The 21,015-nt window shown below is 66.6% G+C and carries 9 protein-coding genes; 5 read left to right on the top strand and 4 right to left on the bottom strand.

Features of this window, described 5'->3' with window-relative positions:
- Positions 1–50 precede the first annotated feature (50 nt).
- From ACFTWF_RS20945 to ACFTWF_RS20930, 4 genes are read left to right on the top strand one after another with little or no spacing between them, the layout of a single operon-like run.
- The gene (locus tag ACFTWF_RS20945) at positions 51–1,157 is read left to right on the top strand and encodes a DUF1972 domain-containing protein (RefSeq protein ID WP_378463090.1); all 1,107 of its coding nucleotides are present in this window, start codon (positions 51–53) and stop codon (positions 1,155–1,157) included.
- Between the two features lie 42 nt (positions 1,158–1,199).
- Complete coding sequence (locus ACFTWF_RS20940) at positions 1,200–2,609, top strand: hypothetical protein (RefSeq protein WP_378463089.1); 1,410 nt, start codon at positions 1,200–1,202, stop codon at positions 2,607–2,609.
- A gap of 3 nt (positions 2,610–2,612) precedes the next feature.
- A complete protein-coding gene (locus ACFTWF_RS20935; protein ID WP_378463088.1) occupies positions 2,613–3,824 on the top strand; it encodes a Coenzyme F420 hydrogenase/dehydrogenase, beta subunit C-terminal domain in 1,212 nt (403 codons plus the stop codon).
- Positions 3,818–5,125 (top strand): lipopolysaccharide biosynthesis protein, encoded by a 1,308-nt coding sequence (locus tag ACFTWF_RS20930; protein WP_378463087.1) that lies wholly within the window; start codon positions 3,818–3,820, stop codon positions 5,123–5,125. Before ACFTWF_RS20935 ends, ACFTWF_RS20930 begins: the two co-directional genes overlap by 7 nt.
- On the opposite strand, the gene ACFTWF_RS20925 is transcribed toward ACFTWF_RS20930, so the two are convergent.
- From ACFTWF_RS20925 to ACFTWF_RS20915, 3 genes are read right to left on the bottom strand one after another with little or no spacing between them, the layout of a single operon-like run.
- Positions 5,110–6,225 carry a polysaccharide pyruvyl transferase family protein gene (locus tag ACFTWF_RS20925; protein WP_378463086.1) on the bottom strand — a complete coding sequence of 372 codons (1,116 nt, stop codon included), beginning with the start codon at positions 6,223–6,225 and terminating at the stop codon, positions 5,110–5,112. The two genes, ACFTWF_RS20930 and ACFTWF_RS20925, sit on opposite strands and share 16 nt — an antisense overlap.
- Positions 6,222–7,187, bottom strand: coding sequence for a glycosyltransferase family 2 protein (locus tag ACFTWF_RS20920; RefSeq protein WP_378463085.1), 966 nt, complete (start codon positions 7,185–7,187; stop codon positions 6,222–6,224). Before ACFTWF_RS20920 ends, ACFTWF_RS20925 begins: the two co-directional genes overlap by 4 nt.
- Before the next feature lie 50 nt (positions 7,188–7,237).
- Positions 7,238–9,070 (bottom strand): DUF4012 domain-containing protein, encoded by a 1,833-nt coding sequence (locus tag ACFTWF_RS20915; RefSeq protein WP_378463084.1) that lies wholly within the window; start codon positions 9,068–9,070, stop codon positions 7,238–7,240.
- Between the two features lie 410 nt (positions 9,071–9,480).
- Between ACFTWF_RS20915 and ACFTWF_RS20910 the strand changes: the two genes are divergently transcribed.
- Positions 9,481–20,244 carry an amino acid adenylation domain-containing protein gene (locus tag ACFTWF_RS20910; protein WP_378463083.1) on the top strand — a complete coding sequence of 3,588 codons (10,764 nt, stop codon included), beginning with the start codon at positions 9,481–9,483 and terminating at the stop codon, positions 20,242–20,244.
- Here the strand turns inward: ACFTWF_RS20910 and ACFTWF_RS20905 are convergent.
- Positions 20,233–20,907, bottom strand: a complete 675-nt coding sequence (locus ACFTWF_RS20905; protein ID WP_378463082.1) for a GntR family transcriptional regulator — start codon at positions 20,905–20,907, stop codon at positions 20,233–20,235. The genes ACFTWF_RS20910 and ACFTWF_RS20905 overlap by 12 nt on opposite strands.
- Between the last annotated feature and the right edge of the window lie 108 nt (positions 20,908–21,015).

Raw genomic sequence — 21,015 nt, 5'->3', positions numbered from 1 at the left:
ACGATCTGTCCTCGAACAGCGCGGTTGTCGATAGAAAGAACAGGAATTCAATGACGTCAGTGGGTCGTTCGGTTGCAATCATCGGAACGCGGGGCTATCCGAGCTACTACGGTGGCTTCGAGACCCTGATCCGGCATCTCGCTCCCTGCCTCGTGGAAAAAGGGTGGGATGTCACCGTCTATTCGCGTCCAGGTGCGACAGTCCCCACCGATCCCTCACGCGACCCGAGAGTCGTCGTCCGCAATACCCCCGGGCTCGAGTCCAAGTCCCTCAGCACGCTGTCCTACGGGCTGACATCATGCCTGGATGCGGCCGTGAAAAAACCTGACGTAGCTCTCGTCCTGAACGTGGCGAACGGGTTCTGGCTGCCGGCGCTCAAATCGCGAGGAATCCCCACCGTGGTCAACGTGGACGGGATCGAGTGGGAGCGTGCAAAATGGGGCAACGGCGCCAAGCGGGTCTTTCGTGCCGGCGCCACACTGACCGCGCGCTATGCGACGCGGTTGGTAGTCGACTCCCTCGAAATCAAGCGCCGATGGGAAAACGACTTCCAGCGTGAAGGCGACTTCATACCCTACGGAGGCGACTTCGTCGATCCACTTCCGCCGGTCGAGGGACTCACTCCCAAGAAGTACGTGTTGATGGTCGCGCGGTTCGTGCCGGAAAACACTGTCGTCGAGTTCTTCGAAGCCGCAGAGGTCTTGAGCCGCGATCGCGACGTCGTCATAGTCGGATCGTCCGGGTACGGCGGCGAGCTGGACGAGCACGTGCGTGCGCTGGCCCAGCGCAATGAACGGGTCACGTGGATGGGTCACGTCAGTGACGATCGAAAGCTGTTCTCACTGTGGCAGAACGCAGGCGCCTATTTCCACGGTCACAGTGTGGGCGGAACGAATCCTGCGTTGGTCCAGGCGATGGCATGTCAAGCGCCCATCGTCGCGCGGGACACGGTATACAACCGCGAAGTTCTGGGGGACGCAGGCAGGTTCGTCGCGGCGGAAGCATCGGAGATCGTGACCACCGTAAAGGATGTGATCGCCGATTCGGCGGGCCAGCAGGTCATGCGCGATCGGGCACTCCAGCGCGCGTACGACTACTACACCTGGGAAGATGTCTGCCAGCGTTACGAAGAGTCTCTTCTTACGGCGATCGGCTGACCCGGCTCAGAGCTGTTCGATGAACCCCAAGGACCTTGATTGATGTTTGTGCACTCCACTGAACCGCGACGTGCCGCCTCGTGGCGCACTTTCGTCGACGGGCGCGACAGGCACGAGTTGGTGACCTTCGCCCTCGTGGTCGCTGTGGTCGTCTCGTCGTTCGTCGGCCGCTATGTCGTCGCCATCGCCGGGTACAACGTCAGATGGGAGCAGGTTGTGCCGCTGCTCCTCGTAGGGTGGTTGATGACCGACGCCCGGACCAGGGCCGCCTTCTTCCGCGCTCTCACACATCCGGTGGTTCTCGTCTTCGGTGCGTTCGTCGCATGGAATGTCGTGGCGACGCTGATGTTCTCCCCGAGCCTCGGTAAGAGTGCGTCGATTCTCGCCTGGTTGGTCATCGATCTGCTACTGCTCGCGGGAATCATCTCCCTCGGCACCCGCGCAATATGGTTCGAGAACACGGGCATTCGTTGTGTCGTTCCGTGGGGGATGGCGGGGTTTGCAGCATTCATCGTCGCCAACACTTCTCACGGCGGCTTCACACCCGGCACGGATTTCGACGGAATGTACCAGGTCTACGTGGCACGCATTACGTCGCAGGAGGCGAACATCTATGCCTCGATCCTGGTGTTGTGGACGTTACTGCTGGTGGCACGGAAGGGACGCGACCGGGTCTGGATGAGTGTCGCTGCCATCGCAGTTCCGCTGGGAATCGTCGGGTCGCAAACGCGCACGGCAGTCTTCTGCCTGGCTGCGGGGCTGATCGTGTATCTGGGGTTCGAGGTGATGCGCTCGTATCGGGAACGCCGGAACCGCAGGGGGTTGTGGTTCGGTCCGGTGGTCTTGGCCGTGGGAATTGCGGTCGCCTATGGCGTCGCAACGATACTGCCGTCCTTTGGTGAGGACGCCCTGCGCGCAGCACCGTCGGCGACGAGTTCGTCGACGTCCGCGGAACCTTCCGAGCCGTCGGGGAAGTTGGGCGACATCGACCTCGAAGGCGGAAATATCGGGTTCAGGATCGAAGTGGCGAAGGCCGCTGCTCGCGATATGCACGGTGCGAACCTGTGGCTCGGAAACGGCACCAATACATTCAGCCTGCGTCATGACCAGCCCGGCTCGCCCGGAGTGCCCGGTCACATCATCATGCTTCCGGTTCAGATCCTCTACGACGTCGGCATCGTCGGTCTGCTGCTCTTGGCGGGGCTCGTCATCACTGTGTTGCGCCACGTGCCGTGGCAGAGGCGGCCGATTGCCTTTGCCGTGGTGGTGGCGTTCGCAGCGGCAGCAACGATGACCAGTATGTTCTGGTTCAGCGTTACCTGGATCATCATGGCGTCGCTGATTCGTCCGCTGACGGACGAGGAACGGGGCTCCGAGGACGAGGACTGTTCTCCGGACCGTCGGTCTGCCGACCACGCCGCAGCGACACACCCTGCAGTGAAGGGCCTCTGATTCGTGGACCCGAACCGGCTGCACGCCGAGATCGCAGAGGTCGTCCGACGCGGAAACTGTTCCGGTTGCGGGGCATGTGCCCTGCTCGACAAGGATGTCGTTCTCGAACTCGCGGACAATGGATTCATCCGTCCCCGCATCGGTGCGTCGGGTCCGTCGGACACCGACCCGACCGCGCTCGCCGAGTTCCGACAGTCATGTCCCGGTGTTTCCGTCCAGGCACAAAGACCGGTGGGGACCAGACGTCACGACTTCTTGGGGCCGATCGTGTCGATCTGGGAGGCTTACGCGCTCGACGAGGACATTCGGTTCAAGGGAAGCAGTGGGGGCACCCTCACTGCTCTGAACGAATGGTTGATTGCCACCGGACAGATCGACAGTGTCGTTGTCGCTGCCGCATCCGATTCGAATCCTGCGAAGACCGAGACCAGTTCAGTACGGACGCGAGCCGACATCGTGCGGGCGACCGGGTCGCGCTACGCGCCCACCGCCAGTGCGGCGGCCGCTGACATGGACAATCGCGCCTCGGCTGTCGTCGGGAAACCCTGCGAGGTAGCCGCACTGAGAGCACTGGCGAAGTCCCGCGACCAACAGTCTCCCCTGTTGCTTTCGTTCTTCTGCGCCGGTGTGCCGAGCCAGCACGCGACGGAGTCCCTGATTCACGATCTGGGTGTGGACGATGGCGCCGAGGTGGCGACGGTGCGATATCGCGGGCATGGTTGGCCAGGCGACTTCTACGTGGAGGATGCCCACGGCAATTCGGTCCGAACGTCCTATGACGTCTCGTGGGGAAAGCATCTGGGGCCGGCGGTGCAGCAGCGCTGCAAGCTCTGTCCGGATGGTGTCGGGGAAAGCGCCGATATCAGTGCCGGCGACTTCTGGCGGACGGACAGTAGCGGCTACCCCGACTTCACCGACCAGGACGGTCTGAGCGTCCTCATCGCGCGAACCCGGCGAGGCGAGGACGTCATCCGGCGGGCCGCCGAGGAGGGGGTGATCGCGATCAGCGCGATCGATCCGGACGCGGTTGCGGATGTGCAACCCTTCCAGGTGGTTCGGCGCGCGACCCTGCTGGGGCGCATGGCGGGTAGCCGGCTTGCCGGGCACGCGGCTCCCCGGTACCGCGGATTCCGCTTGTGGCGGCTGTCGCTGCGGTCGCCCCTCAGAACCCTTCGCGCTATGGCCGGAACCTTTCGACGGGCCCGGCGATGGTAGCGAGTCGTGATCCGCGGACGAAGATCACGGCGGCGATGCAGTCGCCGAGCATCATCGCGGTGACGCGACTGATCGTCCAGCTGTCACCCCTGATCACCGCCCCCGTCATCGCGCGCGAGCTCGGGCCGTCAGGACGGGGACTGTACGCCGCCTGCTTCGCCGCGACGATACTTGCGCCTGTCGTTCTCGGTATGGGTCTACCCCTTGCCGTCCGGCGGCGTGCGTCGATCGGTGCTCCCGAATCGACGATCCGGGCCGTGTACGTCGTTCTGCCGTTCCTGGTTCCCGCAGCAGTTGTGATAGGGCTCCTGATCGAGCGGTTGGTGATCACCGAACTCGATCCGGTCGGCACCCGGGCATTCCTCCTGGGAATGGGCTGTTCCGTCGGGTTCATCGCAACGTTGTGCTTCCAGAGTGTGTTGATCGCGGGCCAGCGCTACGGCGCGATCGCTCTCCTGCAGTCGACCCAACCCGTGGCACTCACATGCGGAGTCGCCCTCGGATGGATTCTCGGAAGTCTGACGCTTCCGTGGGTGCTGGTCAGTGCGGCGGCCAGCACACTCCTCTCCACACTCGTGGGGGTGTGCCTCACGCGGATATCACCGCGTGGACCGAGATCGCGCCTTCGTCCACTGGCGCGGGAGAGCGTTGTGTATTCCGGCAGCCAAGCGGCAGAGACGGCCTCGAATACGCTTCCTCAGATCGTTGCAGTCGTCGCGATCGGGGCGCACGATGCGGGATTGTTCGCTATTGCGATAACGGTCGCGAGCTTGCCGATGACCCTCGGACACACGATTGCCTCGGTGATGTTCCGGGACGCGGCAGCGTCGGCGTCGGAGGCGAGCAAGCGTATCTCGGCGTTGTCGATTCGCATCACGGCTCTCACCGTCGCCGTGCCTGTGGTGGTGCTGGGATGCACGACGCCCGTGCTCATTCCGTTGATCTTCGGTGAGGGCTTTCGAGGCTCAATTGCAATGACTTTGATCTGTCTGTGTGGATCGGTCTTTCTCACGGTGAACTATGTCGCGTCCCAGATGCTGGTGGCGCAGGGCAGAGGGGGCCTCATGACCGCCGCGCAACTCCTCGGGTTGGGCGTGGGCGTCGCACTGATGTTCATCCTGGGACCTCACCTCGGCGGTGCCGGGGCGGCGCTGGCGTCGGTTGCGGGCTGGATGGTGACCACGCTTTCGAGTCTGCGCGCTCTCCGATTGAGCCCGACATCGTTACTGTTCCGAGCCGGTGACCTCCGTCGATGCTTCAACGTCGTCGCGAAGGGACATATCGATTACAGCGCTGTCTGACGGACGTCGATGTCATTCAGGCCCGCGCCGAGCTCGTCCATCATCACATCGGTCCTGCTCAGGATTTGCTGCACCTCGTTGCGTGCTGCGGAAAGATTCAACGATTCCACGAGTGCGAGGGTCTCGCGCGCCGGATCGGGCGACGCCCTCAGATCGACGTGCATGTTCCATCCCAGTGCATCGACAAGCGGTGCGAATTTGCGCGAATATGCCCAGGGGATCGCCGGCGTACCGACGGACAGCGAGTTGAGACAGGCATGCATGCGCGCGCCGATCACCACGTTCGCCGTGGCGAGGATCCCGCGAACACCCGTCAGGGAGTCCGGGACGAGGATCTCGACTGCGTCTCCGAAATGGCTTCCCACCTGTCGGACAGCGGGTACATCGTTGTCTGTCATCGGTGAATCGAGAACGTGTGCAAGCACGCCGACCCGGTGACCGCGCTGGAGAAGCCCATCGATGAGGGCTGTGACGGACCGGCGATAGCTGTGGTGGTCGACGTGGGGGTTCTCGGACCACAGCAGTCCGGAGACGTTGACCACTACGTCGCGTTCGACTGTCCCCGTGCGATCTGGCTGTGCCAGTGCGAACACCAGGTCTGTCGACTCCGCCGCAGACCGTCGTCCCAACTGTCGCGCGTACGTGAGGCTTACCGGATCGCGTGCGAAAACCCGGGTGGCCTGCTGCAGGGATTTCCTCGCAATCAGCCGCCCGACCCTGCTGTCGAACGGACCAATGGTCTGGGGCATGAGTATGGTCGGCACTCGACGCTGTGCGGCAACGCGCTGTACGTAGGCCATCAAGATGAGACGTCGCAGCCCGTAGATGTCGGTGAAGCTGTCGCCTGCGCCGGTATCCAGAATCGCGTCGTATCGGGAGATTTCCCGCTTGATCGGTCCTCGTGAGCGAAAGATGTCCCGGAGTACGCTTCGCTTGCTGAGCGGGGTGCCCTGACTGTCCTGGGTGTGGAACGTCAGGTCGGCGTTCGGCCATCTCCGTGCGACGATCGACTCCGTACCTTCTGCCAGCGCGCGCAGGCCGAGGTTCGTCGAATCCCGGTCGGCCCAGAGCACGAGGATTCGCGGATTCGGAGTGGTCATGTCGTGGCCTCATCGATCCTGCTGGATTGCGCGAGCAGTGAGCGGGTGTACCAGAGGAACTTGTGCGACTCGGACCGCCACAGTACTGATCGTTCCGGTGCGCCGAGCGATTTCACGTAGAACGCAACCGTTCTCGACAGAAGTCCTGCGACGACAAAGCTCTTCCACAACGCGCTGTGTATGCGGTTCCGGGCCATCTTCCACTTGTACAGATCGTAGAGATTGATCACCCATGCAGGATTCGGCCTCGTCGTCGTGGCGGCGCCTGTACTTCCCCCGATCACGTGGGTTCCCGTCTGTTCGGCGCTCATGACGATTCGCTTGCCGTGTTGGCGTGTGCGAAGACAGAACTCCAGGTCTTCCGCATACATGAACCATCGTTCGGTGAGTCCGCCCAACTCGTCCCACGTCTGCTTACGGACCATCATGCAGGCTCCGGATACCCAATCCAACTCCCTCGTCGCGAAATCGTGGGTGTGGAGGAGATACAGACCTTCCAGACGAGGATGCTTGTGGGACAGTCGCGAGAGGCCTGAAAAGTGATTGAACACGCTGACCGCATCGGGTCTCCGACCGCCTTCGCGGATCTCGAGGCGTCCTGCCGGCTGGCTGAGCGTCGGAGCGACGATCCCGACGTCCGGCGATTCCTCGAAAATGGCGGCCAGAGCGAGAACGTCCCGGGGGGAGATGCGTGCATCGGGATTGAGCAGTAGTATCGCTCGCCCCCGTGCGTGGCGTGCTGCGCGGTTGACACCCCGCGCGAAACCCACGTTCTCCTCGTTGCGGGCGATGAGGGCGTCCGGCGCTGCCTCGGCGAGAACTGCCAGCGTTCCGTCCGCGGATGCGTTGTCCAGCACGACGAGTTCGATTCCGTCCTGCCCGGACAGTGGGCGAACACAATCTCCGATGACGGCCTCGCTGTTGTAGGTCACGATGATCACGGAAACCTGAGGCTCGTCCATACTTTCCTTCTGTTCGGGCGCGGACAGGGCAGGACCGAGGTCCGGAAGGATCATCCGGCGCACACCGGCGCGCTGACGGTCACTGTCGGATCATCGACGAGTGGCTGGACGGGCACTCGGGCTTCACCCGGTGCGGTGGGTTCGTTCAGTTCGTATCGCAACTCGACGGTCGCGCCCTTGGGGATGGTGACGGGGACGGTGAAGACGGGGTGTCCCAGTTCTTTTCCCTGAATGGCGAAGGACTGTTTGCCGTCGATGGTGGCCTTCGTCAGGGTGGCGCCGTTGGTCGACAGCAGCGACACCATGGAGAGGTTGGTCCCGTACGGCAGGGGCTTGTCCTTGAAGGTGCCGGCGACGATGCGCGGAAAGTTGCTGTCCGGCGTGTTGTTCGTGAGTCGGACGGTGACGGCCGTAGTGCGTGTGTCGCCGGTGCAGTCGCCGGCGGTGTAGTCGATTTCGCGGTCGAGGTAGTAGTCGAGTTTGTTGCCGCCGTTGTTGTTGATCACCACACCGGCGTACGGGGCGGGATCTTCGGGCACGGTGTATCCGAGGGTGGTGTCGGCAAGTATTGCCTGCTCTTCCGGATGTGCACTCCACACCGCGATGCGCCGCTCCCCGGCGGCGCGCCCGACCGCGTCGAGCAGGCGCTGGGGTGACTCGATCGTGCCGGTCATCTTCTCGACGACCTTCCCGGCGATGGTCTGGAGGTACTCCTTGCGGTCGGCGTTGTCGGCGGTGTAGTTGGCTTCGTCGGTGATGAATCGGGTGTAGGCGGTGGATTCGGTGAGTTCCACGACGTTGCCGGCGTCGACGACTTCCCCGTCGGGCAGGGTGACCGGGCCGACCGCGGCCAGAACGTAGCTCAGCGCGACGGGGTCGGTCGCGATCGCTCCGTCGACCTGCTCGCCCGACTCCTGCGCCCACATCGATTGCCAGATCCGGGCCGCGTACGGGAAGTGCGAGCTCAGGTTGCTGTTTCGGATGTCGACCGAGGGATTGTAGTTGCCGTACATGCTCTTGTAATCGGAGCCGAGATCGAGAGGCCGCTTGTCGTAGGACACTTCGGTGTTCTTACCGAGTTTCTCGATGCCCATTTTTCCGTTGCTGGCATGGATGACGCTGTAACCGCCGACGAGTCCGCCGGTGGCGCGTGCTTCCGCATTGGTCTGAAACGCGAGGAAGTAGCTGCGTGGTCCGTCGAGGCCGAGCATCGCCGGAAGAACTTCGGCACCGATCGATGTGTTCTCCAGGAGTTTTGCCACGTCGTCGGTTTGATTCTGAAGCTGGGTTCGGGCATCGTCCACGAGCCCGAGGTATCCGGCGCCGCGGATGCCCTGTGCCTGAGTTGCCAGGTTCCGCGCCGCGATCGATGTCTCGTGCAGTGCCGGTGCCGCATCGCGCAGCGGCTGCAGTTGCACACTGCCGCCATCGCCGATCAGGTCTCTCGGGGACAGCGCCACACCGACGTCGACCGCGGGTGTGAGAACGTCGCGGGTGAGTCCGACCACCACGTCGGACATCTGCTGCGCCGACTCGAACGGTGCGCCGACGCCGGGCACGGCAGCAAATGCACTCCACGGAACCGAATGCAGGTTGTCCTGCGCGGCTGCGGCCCGTTCGCGGGCGTCGGTCGCGGCTCGCTGGGCGCCCTGGGTGTCGCCGCTGAGCAGCGAATCCTTGGCGAGCTGAGCGTTGTCCCGCGCGCCGGTGAGGTTGTGCTGGACCTGCCACGCGGAGAACCCGAACCAGGCGAGAACAGCGACGGCCGCAACGCCCACACCGGTGAGTATCCGTCGGCGCGCACTCCAGCGGCGCGTATCTTCCGGTGCCTCAGCGGGTATCGGGTCTTCGCTGTGGGAGTCGTTGGGCGACTTCGCGTCCATTAAGGTCTGCTCCTAGCTATCGAGGATGAGGTTTCTGGTCGCGTAGCTGAACCACCGGTCGCGGATGTAGGCAAATGGCGACTGCCCGTCGTGTCATTGCGGGCGGTTTCCGCCGCCGCATTCCCTTTCGCGGGACGTTCTTCGACTTGGGGCATTGTGTCGTATTCACCTCTGTCCGTGTCTTTTCCGATTGTCGAAGCCTAAGGGTAAGTGCCGCCACGTTCCTGTTCAGGCGGGACTCCGCATACCCGCTCGCGAGCGCTGCGAACGGGCCGGGACTGCGAGTAGGGTCACGGTAACGATTGGCTCTGCAACACCTATACGTAAACGACCCGTGCCGGGTGGTTCGTCACGTTGTAGATCGGGGGCAGGTAGTGGGCTCGGGGTTCCCGCGCAAGAACGCAGGTGACGTGGATGCACGCGCCTTCCCGCTCTCGCATGCCCAAAAGGGGTTGTGGTTCGCGCAGCAGTTGGAACCGAACGTTCCCATCCTGGTGGCCCAATACGTCGAGTTACGCGGGCCGGTGGACGTCGGAGCGTTGAAGTGGGCGTCCGAGCAGGGATCGTTCGACATCGAGTCTCCCGGGGTCCGGATCGTCGACCATGCGGGTGAGCCGTATCAGTTGGCCGACGAGACGATCGAGGACGAACTCGCCTACGTCGACCTGCGGTCCCGGGAAGACCCCGTGGCCGAGTCGCACCGGTGGATGGACGAGCGCCGTCGCAGGCCCATGCGGGTGTATCGCGATCGCCTGATCTCGGCGACGCTGCTGCACGTCGGTCTCGATCACTACTTTCTCACGACCTTTGCGCACCACCTGATCCTCGACGGCTACGGCGCCATGGTGCTGATGAACCGGGTGGCCGAGCTGTACACGCACGCCGTCGAGCGCACGGAAGCACCCCGGTCGAAAGCGTTGCCGCTGCGCGAGTTGTACGAGGCCGAGGATGCCTACCCGGCTTCCCGCCGATTCGAGATCGACCGCGCGTACTGGGCCGAACGGACCCGGGATTTGCCGGAACCCTCCCGGCTGACCGACCGGCAGGCGCCGCCGTCGGCCGTATCGTTGCTCGCCGGCAGGGTGATGGATGCCGGCGTCGTCGACGAATTGGGTGCGCTCGCGCGCGAATGGAATTCGTTCGAGGTTCCGATCGTGGTCGCGGCGTTCGCCGCGTATCTCGCGCGAATGACGGGCAATGCCGAGGTGGTGCTGAGCCTTCCCGTGTCCGCTCGCACCACCGCGGGGGCGCGACGTTCGGGTGGCAGTGTGGCCAACGTGGTTCCGCTCCGCATTGCGGTGGATCCCCGCGGAAGCACCCGCGACCTGGTGCGTCGCGTCCAGTTGGAATTGACGGGGGCGCTGCGACATCAGCGGTACCGGTACGAGGACATCCTCCACGACATGCGGTCGGCCTCCCGGGTCGGGCGCGGCTTCGGGCCGATGGTCAACATCATGATGTTCCACACCGAGACGTGGTGGGGGGACGTGCTCGGCGAACTGAACGTTCTCACCGCCGGTCCCGTCGACGACCTCGCGGTGGCGATCTACCCGGGCGCGGCCGGCCGGAACGTCCGGGTGGACTTCGAGGGCAATCCGTCGGTGTACGGGCTGGACGAACTCGAGGGCCACCACCGAAGGTTCCTGGATTACCTGGGCGGATTCGTGGGTGCGCCCACCGAGGCGGCGGTCGGCAGCCTGCCGATGCTCGCCCCCGGCGAACTCGACGCGCTCGCCCCTCTCGCCGGCCCGCCTGCGGTGGCACCGTTGACTCTTCCGGAGATATTCGATCTGACAGTGGACTCCGGGTCGGTGGCGCTCCGCTGTGGGGACGCGGAGATGACGTACCGCGCTCTGCACGAGAGATCGAACCGGCTCGCCCGCAGGCTGCTCGCACACGGTGTGGGGGTCGGCAACCGTGTCGCGTTGATGCTTCCGCGTTCGATCGAGCAGGTGGTGGCGGTGTGGGCGGTCGCGCGGTGCGGTGCGGCCTTCGTTCCCGTCGACCCGGGCTACCCGGCCGAACGCGTTGCGCACATGATCGACGAATCCGGCGTCACCCTCGCCGTTGCCGCGGAACCGGGGGTGGTGCCCGCGGGTGTCGAGTGGGTGGACGTGGCCGATGTACCGGGAGACGGCACACCCCTCGCCGATGCAGAACTGGCACATCCGATCAGGCTGGACAACGCGGCGTACGTCATCTACACGTCCGGCTCGGTGGGGCCGCCACGCGGTATCACCATGCCCCACCGGGGGCTCGCCAATCATTCCGCCGCGGTGGGACGTCTCTACGCGGCGACCCCGCGGTCGCGGGTGCTGATGGGTGCGTCCCCCTCCTACGACGCCTCGATTCACGAACTGCTGGTCGCCGTCACCGCGGGTGCGACGTTGGTCATCGCCCCACCGGCGGTGCGTGGCGGAAACATGCTGCTCGACCTGCTGCGGCGTGAGCGCATCACCCACTGGACCACGACGCCGGCGGTCCCGGCGCAGATGGACCCGACGGGATTGCCCGACCTCGAGGTACTCGCCGTGGCGGGGGACGTCTGCCCACCGGAACTGGTGGCACGGTGGGGTACCGGCCGCACCGTCCTGAACCTGTACGGCCCGACGGAGGTCACCATCTGGGCCTCCGCAACCGAATCCCTCGTCCCCGGAGCGAGCACCACGATCGGCCGTCCGATCGAGGGTGTGTCGGCTGTGGTGCTGGACCGGTTCCTGCAGCCGGTGCCGGCAGGGGTGGTGGGGGAGCTGTACCTGTCCGGTCCGGGTGTGGGACGCGGCTACCTGGAGCGGCCGGGTGTGAGCGCGACCCGATTCGTCGCCAACCCGTTCACGACGGATCTGCAACGCATGTACCGGACCGGCGATCTCGTGCGGTGGTCACCGGACCACGAACTGGAATTCGTCGACCGCGCCGACGATCAGGTGAAGATCCGTGGATTCCGGGTCGAACTGGGCGAGGTCACGGCGGTCCTCGGCCGACATCCGGGTGTCGACACGGCGATCGCGGTGGCACACGACCGGAACGGCGAGTTGACGGTGGACGGCTACGTGCACGGCGCCGGGCTGGACCCCGAGGAGATTCTCGCGGGGGTGGCCGAGCGACTGCCCGGGTACATGGTTCCCTCGACGGTCACCGTCCTCGATGCGGTCCCGCTCACCCCGAGCGGAAAGGTGGATCGCTCCGCGCTGCCGATTCCGGCACCGTACGAACGCGAGTTGCGTTATTGGGCACGAGAACTCGATGGACTCCCGGTCGGCGGAGGGTTGCTTCCCGACCGCGACGGGGCGGTGACCTCGGGGGCGCTCACCGATGTGGTTCCGCTCGCGCTGGAACGCCACCTGTACCGGAACCTGTGCGCTCTGGCGTCCGACCGCGGGGTTCCGCTGTTCACGGTCGTCCACGCGGCCGCCGCGGTGTGGCTGTCCGTCGTGAGCGGCGAGGACGATCTCGCCATCGGAGCGGTGCTGCCCGACCGTCCCGACGCGGTGGTCGCCCCGGTCTCGGAGCCGCTGGTGCTGCGCAGCAGACTCGATCCACGTCTCACGTTCGACGAATTCGTGATGATCACCCACCGGACCGAGCGGGCTGCGCGAGCGCACGGGACCGTTCCGTTCGCGCGGGTGGTCGACGCTGTGGGGCAGCAGCTTTCGGTGTCTCGGCACCCGCTGTTCCAGGTCGCGCTCGCCGAGGAGGGGGAGTGCCTCGGCGGCCTGGACCTGGTCGTGTCGCTGAACGGTGACGGTCGCCACCCCGAGGTGCAGTTTCGCTACGCAGCAACTCGTTTCGACCGATCGACCGTGGAGCGGTGGAGGCGGCGATTGCACCGACTGTTCGCGATGATCGCCGACAACCCGCGTGTCGCGCTGAGTTCGATCGACCTGCTGACGCGGGAAGAGCGCGCCGCAGTCGTTGCCGTGCCCAAAGAGTCGGAGCACCACACCAAGTCGTTGCCCGCGGTCTTCCGGCTCCGGGTCGCCGAAGGTCCCGACGCCGTCGCCGTCCGCTACGGCACGGAGACGGTCTCCTACGCGGACGTCGACCGTCGTTCCGCCGGTCTGGCGCGGACCCTGCGATCCTCGGGAGTGGAGGACGAGGCCGTCGTCGCCGTCGGGCTGTCGAATCCGATCGACCGAGTCGTTGCGCACGTCGCCGTGCTGCGGTCAGGGGCAACCTGTCTGCCGCTGGACCTCGACCATCCCACCGAACGCCTGCGGTATCTGTTGGCCGACGTGGTGCCGACGCTGCTGGTCACCAGTCGCATCGATGCCGGGGACATCCCGCACGGCGGACACCCGACCCTCGTTCTGGACGACCGCGAGGAGGCCGGGGACTGCGACGACGGGGTGACGCTGCCGGAGTGGATTCACCCGGCTCGGACCGCCTACGTGCTGTGCCCCGTCGGCTCCGCGCCGGTCGCGCTGACCCACGCGACTGTGCTGGCCGGCCCGCGATCGGGGGACGACGGTGATCGCATGGTGCGAGACATCTGGGAACCTCTCGCCGTGGGCACGACGGTCGCGTGCGAACCCGCGCACCCGGCGGACCCGGATGCCGCGTCCCACCTCTACGTGCTGGACCGCGCGTTGCGGCCGGTCCCGCCCGGCACGGTGGGAGAACTCTATGTGGGCGGGCAGGTCGCCCGTGGGTTTCAGCGTCGGCCCGCGGCGACGGCCGAACGATTCGTCGCCGACCCGTTCGTCTCGGAGGGGACGGAAGGCGCCGGCGGACTGCGGATGTACCGAACCGGCGACCGAGGGCGGTATGTCGACGGGAGGCTCGAGCGGATTCCGGGAGCCCCCGACGACAGCGGCCTCGCACGGTGGCAGCGGGCGCTGCGGGGCGTCGGTTCGTCGTCGCCGGTGCCCACCGACCGGGTGGCCGGGGCGATGGCGTCCCCGTCGGACCGCGTGCACGAGTTCACGATCGGCGCCGATCGCCACGACGCCGCGGTACGGCTGGCGCGGGAACAGGGCGGGACACTGTTCACCGTGCTGCGGGCGACTCTCGCAATCCTGCTCGCCCGCATCGGTGTTCACCGCGACATCGTCGTCGGCGGCGAGGCGGGGTTGGCGGGGGATCGGGCGAACACGGTGGCATTACGCGCGCGGATCACGCCTGCGATGTCATGCCTCGAGGTTCTCGAGCAGGTGCGCCGCTTCGACGTCGCGGCGTTCCAGCACGCGGATGTGCCGTTCGAGGCTCTCGCCGACCTCCTCGGAGGAGAGCGTCCGCAGGTGTCGCTCGCTCTCGCGCCCACCTCGGACGAGGACCCGGCGCGGACGCCGTTCGATCTGGCATTCACCTATTCCGAGCGCTGGGTGGATCACGAACCGGCGGGTGTGGACGGTGTGGTCACCTACACGCCGTCGCTGTTCGACGCCGCGACGGTGCGTTCGCTTGCCGAGTTGTTCGTGGATGTACTGGCCGTCGTCACCGACCGCCCCGAGATCGACGTCGGCAGCATCGGTCTCGCGGCCGGTCCGGCCCTCGACGGCGGCGAGCCGACGAAGCCGAGAACGCTGTCGGAGATCCTGACCGCCACCGCCCGCGCGTTCCCTGACGCACCGGCGCTCACCGACGGCGAGGTGACCCTGACGTATCGCGACCTCGATGCGCGGTCCGACGCGCTGGCGCGCGCCCTGATCGGCGCCGGCGCACGGCCGGGTGGGGTGATCGCGCTCGCCCTGCCGCGGTCGGTCGAATTCATGGTTGCGCTGTGGGCCATCACCAAGACCGGTGCGGCCTTCGTTCCGGTCGATCCGACGCATCCGGCGGAGCGCCTGGAAAGGGTGCTCACCGAGGCCGACGTGCGTATCGGGGTGGGCGCGATGTCGGTGGGTGGAGACCGGATCGAGTGGTTGCCGGCGACGGCCGGCGACAATTCGGACGAGGTTGTCCCGGTGCGTGTTCCGGTGCACCCGGACGAGGTTGCGTACGTCATCTACACGTCGGGTTCCACCGGCACGCCCAAGGGTGTGATGGTGCCGCACCGAGGGGTGTCCTCCCTGACCGAGGAGGCGGTCCGACGCTACCGGGTCACGTCGCAGTCGCGGGTGCTCCACGCCTACAACCCCACGTTCGACGCCGCGCTTCTCGAGGTGCTCCTCGCGTTCGGTTCGGGTGCGTGCCTGGTCGTTGCTCCCGCCGAGGTCTATGCCGGACCGGACCTGCACCGAGTGCTGGTGGAACACCGGGTGAGTCACTACCTGTCGACGCCGGCGGTCCTGACCACGTTGAGTACCGACGGCCTCGAACACATCGAGGTCGTGGCGGTGGGCGGCGAGGCTCTGCACCCCGACCTCGCCGCGGTGTGGAGCGACGGCAGGCGGATGCTCAACGCCTACGGCCCGACGGAGTCGACCGTCGTCGCGACCCTTGCCTCCGTCGACGGTCACGTGACCATCGGAGGTCCGATCCGCGGCACCACCGGCCTGGTGCTCGACGACCGGTTGCGCCGGGTGCCCATCGGTGCGGTCGGCGAACTCTATCTGTCCGGTGCCGGTCTCGCCCGCGGTTATGTCGGGGATCCGGCACGGACCGCGGTGCGGTTCGTCGCGGGCCCGGGTGGTTCCCGGTTGTACCGGACCGGCGACCTGGTCCATCGCCGCGCCGACGGCAATCTGCAGTTCATCGCCCGCGTGGATCGGCAGGTGAAGATTCGTGGTGTCCGCATCGAACCGGGGGAGGTCGATGCGGTGATCACCCGGGTCGCCGACGTCGACGGTGCGATCACGGTGGCCCGCCCCCACACGGCGGGCGCCGATGCGCTGGTCTCGTACGTGGTGCCCCGCGGCAGCCTCGATGTGGAGTTGCTGCGCAAGAGACTCGAGGACGTTCTGCCGTCGTACCTGGTGCCCGCCGCGGTCGTGGTGCTCGAGGCGTTCCCCCTCACTCCGTCGGGCAAGATCGACGTGAAGGCGTTGCCGGCGCCTGCGCTCGAGTCGCGTGCCTTCCGGGCACCCGAATCCGCGGTGCAGCAGGCCGTCGTCGCCGTCTTCACCGACGTGCTCGCGGTGGAGCAGGTCGGACTCGACGACGAGTTCTTCGCGCTGGGCGGAAATTCCCTGATCGCCACACAGGCGGCCGCCCGGTTGAGCGAGGCGGTGGACGGACACGTCCCGGTGCGGATGATCTTCGAGGCGACGACGGTGGAAGCCCTGGCCGAGCAGGTGTCCTCGCTGCCCGGAACGGGCACCCGTCCCGTCCTCGCGCCGCGTCCCCGGCCGGATCGAATTCCCCTGTCGCCCGCGCAGAGGCGCATGTGGTTCCTCAGCCGCTTCGACCCGGCATCGCCGGCCTACAACATGCCGCTGGCCGTTCGACTGACCGGCGTGCTCGACGTTCCCGCGTTGCAGCAGGCGGTGCGTGACGTGCTGGGACGGCACGAGTCGCTCCGGACGGTGTTCCCGGAACACGATGGCGAACCGGTGCAGTCGGTGGTGCCCGCAGAGCGAGTGGAACTGGACTTGTCGCCGACACCCGTGCCTGCGGATGCCGTCGACGCGCACGTACTCGCGGTCGTCGCGGGCGGATTCGACGTCTCGGCCTCGGTCCCCATCCGGGGGCGGCTTCTGCGCGTGAGCGAGAACGAACTGGTACTGGTCGTGGTGGTTCACCACATCAGTGCGGACGGCTTCTCCATGGCGCCGCTCGCCCGGGACGTGGCCACCGCGTACGTCGCGCGGGCGCGAGGCGAGAGTCCGGGGTGGGCCCCGCTTCCGGTGCAGTACGCCGATTTCACGCTGTGGCAGCGCGAGGTGCTGGGCGACGAGGACGACCCGGCGTCGCCTGCGGCGACCCAGTTCGAGTACTGGACACGGACACTCGCGGGTATCCCCGACTTCCTCGAGCTACCGACGGATCGCCCGCGACCCGCGGTGCGCACCAACCGGGGTGCCGCGGTGCCCGTGACGATCGATGCGGCAACACATCGCCGACTCGGCACCGTGGCGCAACAGCACAACACGACGCTGTTCATGGTGGTGCACGCCGCTCTCGCGGTGCTGCTCTCGCGGGTGACGGCGACGTCGGACATCGTGATCGGCACGCCGGTGGCCGGCCGCGGTGAGCGGGTGCTCGACGATGTGGTCGGGATGTTCGTCAACACGCTGGTGTTGCGGACCGAGGTCGATCCCGACGCGTCGCTCGCCGACGTGCTGGAGCGGGTGCGGCAGACCGATCTCGATGCCATGGCTCACGCGGAGGCGCCGTTCGAGCGGCTGGTCGAGATTCTGAATCCGTCTCGTTCGCAATCTCATTCGTCGCTGTTCCAGGTAATGCTCGCGTTCCAGAACCAGAAGGCGGCGTCGCTGGAACTGCCGGGACTGACCATCGCGCCACTGGCGATCGACGCTCAGGTCACCAAGTTCGACCTCGACTTCTCGCTGTCGGACAGCTACGGCGAGAATGGTGACCCGGCCGGCATCTCCGGAATTCTGACGTACGCCACCGACCTGTTCGACGCCGCGACGGCGCAGCGGTTCGTGCGGGGTCTGCTGCGCGTCGTCGAAGCGTTCGCGGCGCACTCGCAAAACCGAGTTTGCGACGTGTCGCTTCTGACTGCCGACGAGACGGTCCAGATGCGCGACACCTGGAATGCGACGGACGTCGCGCTGTGCGACGAGACACTGGTGGATCTCCTCGATGCGCAGGTGGCCCGCACTCCCGGTGCGGTCGCGGTCGTCTTCGACGGCGGTTCGTGGACGTACGGCGAACTCGACGCGCGAGTCAACCGGCTGTCACGGCTGCTCGTCGATCGCGGCATCGGCCCGGATTCGCTTGTCGCGCTGGCCTTCGAGCGGTCGCCGGACATGGTCGCCGGAATGTGCGCGGTGCTCCGCGCGGGCGGCGGCTACGTGCCGCTCGACCCCGACCACCCGGCAGAGCGGATCGAGAACGTGCTGCACTCCTCGGCAGCGGATCTCGTGCTCACCACCTCGTGCACCCGGGCGCCGTTGCCGGCGGGCACGCCACGCATCGACGTCGACACGGTCGATCTGGCCGGGTTCGATCCGGGCCCGGTCCGCGACACCGACCGGATGCGGCCGCTGCGGCCACAGAACACGGCCTACGTCCTCTTCACGTCGGGATCGACGGGTCGGCCCAAGGGCGTCGTCGTCAGCCACACCGCGATCGTGAATCAGCTGCGGTGGCTTGCCGACGAATACGACGTCACCGCGGACGACCGCGGAATGCTCAAGGCCCCGTACACGTTCGACGTGTCGGTGTGGGAAGTCTTCCTGCCCCTGACCGTGGGCGCGCGGGTGGTCGTGGCCCGGCCCGGGGGGCACGCCGAACTCGACTATCTGGCGGACGTGATCCGGGAGCATCGGATCACGATGATGCATCTGGTGCCGTCGGTGCTGGCCGCGTTCCTCGCGGCAGGCGAGGGTGCGGCGCTGTCGTCGCTGCGACATCTGTATGTGGGCGGCGAGGAAGTGTCGTCCGAACTGGTGGAGGACGCCCTCGTACTCCGGCCGGGCGCGTTCCACAATACGTATGGTCCTACCGAGGCGGCGATCACGACCACCGCATTCACGCTGGGCGCGTCCGCCGGCGCACGCGTGCCGATCGGCGCGCCGGTGTGGAACATCCGGGCGTACGCGCTGGACGCGCGGCTTCGACCGGTCCCCGTGGGTGTCGTCGGCGAACTGTATCTCGGCGGTACCCAGCTGGCGCGCGGGTACGTGGGGCGGAGCGAGCTCACCGCGGAACGGTTCGTGGCCGACCCCTTCGGCCCGCGCGGTGACCGGCTCTACCGCACGGGGGACCGCGCGAAGTGGACCCCCGCCGGGCAGCTGGTGTATCTCGGGCGGACGGATCTCCAGGTCAAGATGCGCGGGCTGCGAATCGAACTGCGAGAGGTCGAATCGGCGCTGGAGGCGGCGGACGGGGTGTCGCAGGCCGCCGCGGCGCTCGTCTCGGACGACGGCGGAGGTGACCGTCTCGTCGGTTACGTCGTGGCCGAACCGGGCAGGCAGATCGACACTTCCGCGTTGACGGCGTCGGTGCGGCACCGGCTTCCCTCGTACATGGTGCCGTCGCAGATCATGGTCCTGAGCGAGCTGCCGTCGGGGTCGGCCGGCAAGCTCGATCGACGCGCGCTCCCGCGGCCGCGGTTCGAACCGCGGGCATTCCGCGCCCCGGCGACCGACACCGAGATCGCGGTGGCCACCGCGTTCGAAGAGTTACTGGGCGTCGGGGAGGTGGGCGCGGACGACAACTTCTTCGAATTGGGCGGCAATTCCCTCCTGGCGGTGCGACTCGTGAGCGCGCTCGCGGCGTCCACCGGCGCCGCGGTCCCGCTGCAGACGGTGATGACGGATCCGACGCCGAGTTCGATAGCGGCCCGGATGAATTCGTCCGATCGCGGCGGTGACGCGGCGCTCGGGGTGGTCTTCCCCATCCGGACGGCGGGGGAGGGGCGTCCACTGTTCTGCATCCACCCGGTGGTCGGTCTGGCCTGGTGCTACACCGGTCTGGCTCCCCGGGTGGATCCCGATCGGCCGATCTACGGACTCCAGTCCCCGGCGATCGCCGAGGACGGCGCGCAGCACGCCTCGATCGACGACCTGGCGGCGCGGTACGTGGCGGAGATCCGCCGCATCCAGGCGCACGGCCCGTACGACCTTCTGGGATGGTCGCTCGGCGGTGTTCTCGCCCATGCCGTCGCGGTGCAACTCCAGGAGGTGGGCGAGGAGGTGGCGACCCTCGTGATGCTCGACAGCTACGCCCACCAACCGCAGACGCCGCAGGCGCACCTTCCGGTGAGTGTGGGCGATCTGCTGGCGGGAATCGGTGTCGAGGGGGACGTGCCCGCGGCCGTCGCGGACATGACTCCCGAATCGGCGGTGGATCTGCTGACCGGCACCGGCGGGCCCATGGCCGTGTTCACCCGTGAGCAACTCCACCGGCTGATCGCGAGCGCAGCGCACAACTGCGCGCTGCTGGATCATCACCGCCCGGGTGTGTTTCACGGCGACGTCGCCTTCTTCACCGCGGGCCGCGACGATCCGACGGGATCGGCGGCCGCAGCGACGTGGCAGCCCTATGTGGCGGGCGCCGTCCGAAACCTCACCGTCGACAGCGCGCACTGGCACATGACGTCGCCCGAGGTCACGAGGGTGGTCGGATCGGCACTGAGGGGCGACAAGCCTTCATCGTGGTGAGGCTGCGGCGATTCGCTGGAGGTAGGCGTCGCGGGAGGGCAGCAGGTGGGCCCGGGCGGTGTCGGCGAGGAGCTCGGTGTTCTGCTCTTCGAGCGCGCGGATCATCTGCCAGTGCTCCTGTTGGGCGCGGTGCAGTAACTCGGGCGAGGTGACGGTGACCGATCGCATGGCCGTTGTCATCTGAGCGTGGCGACGGATCGCCTCGACGAGTGCGTTGTTGTCGGACAGCGCGAACAGTGTGTGGTGAAACGTGGTGTTCGAGTGCACGATTCCGCGGAGGTCGCCTGCGGCGACTGCGGCGTCGTGCCGGCGCTGGATGGAGATCAGTTCGTCGAGGCGGTCCTGCTCGACCGGTAGCTGAATAATCTGCGCGCAGTGGCCTTCGAGTAGTTCCCTTACCGCGTAGATGTCCCGAACATCCTTCGCGGTATAAACCTTGACGAACGCACCGATGTTCGGTGTTCGCTCGACCAGGCCCCGGTTTTCCAGTTCCTGGAGGGCGCGACGCACGATGTGTCGTTTTGCGCCGAACCGGTCCATGAGGTCGTCCTCGACCAGTCGCTCGCGCGGGAAGCGCAAACCGAGAACGATCTCCTCCTCCAGGAGATCGACGACGTCTCCCTGAGCGGTCGATCGATCCACGGTGTGGGGCGTGTGCGTCACGGACTCGAGCCTCCTGCGCTGCGGTTTTCTGCGCTACTGAACTGTTCCAGTCTCGCACGGGGGTTGCCCTTCCTCGCTCCGCCGTGGTGTTATGGTCAGCGTCACACC

The organism is Rhodococcus sp. NPDC056960 (genome assembly GCF_042674125.1).
GTDB lineage: Bacteria > Actinomycetota > Actinomycetes > Mycobacteriales > Mycobacteriaceae > Rhodococcus_F.
The sequence above is the reverse complement of the archived record's forward strand: the minus strand, read 5'-3'. Positions and strand labels throughout refer to the sequence as shown.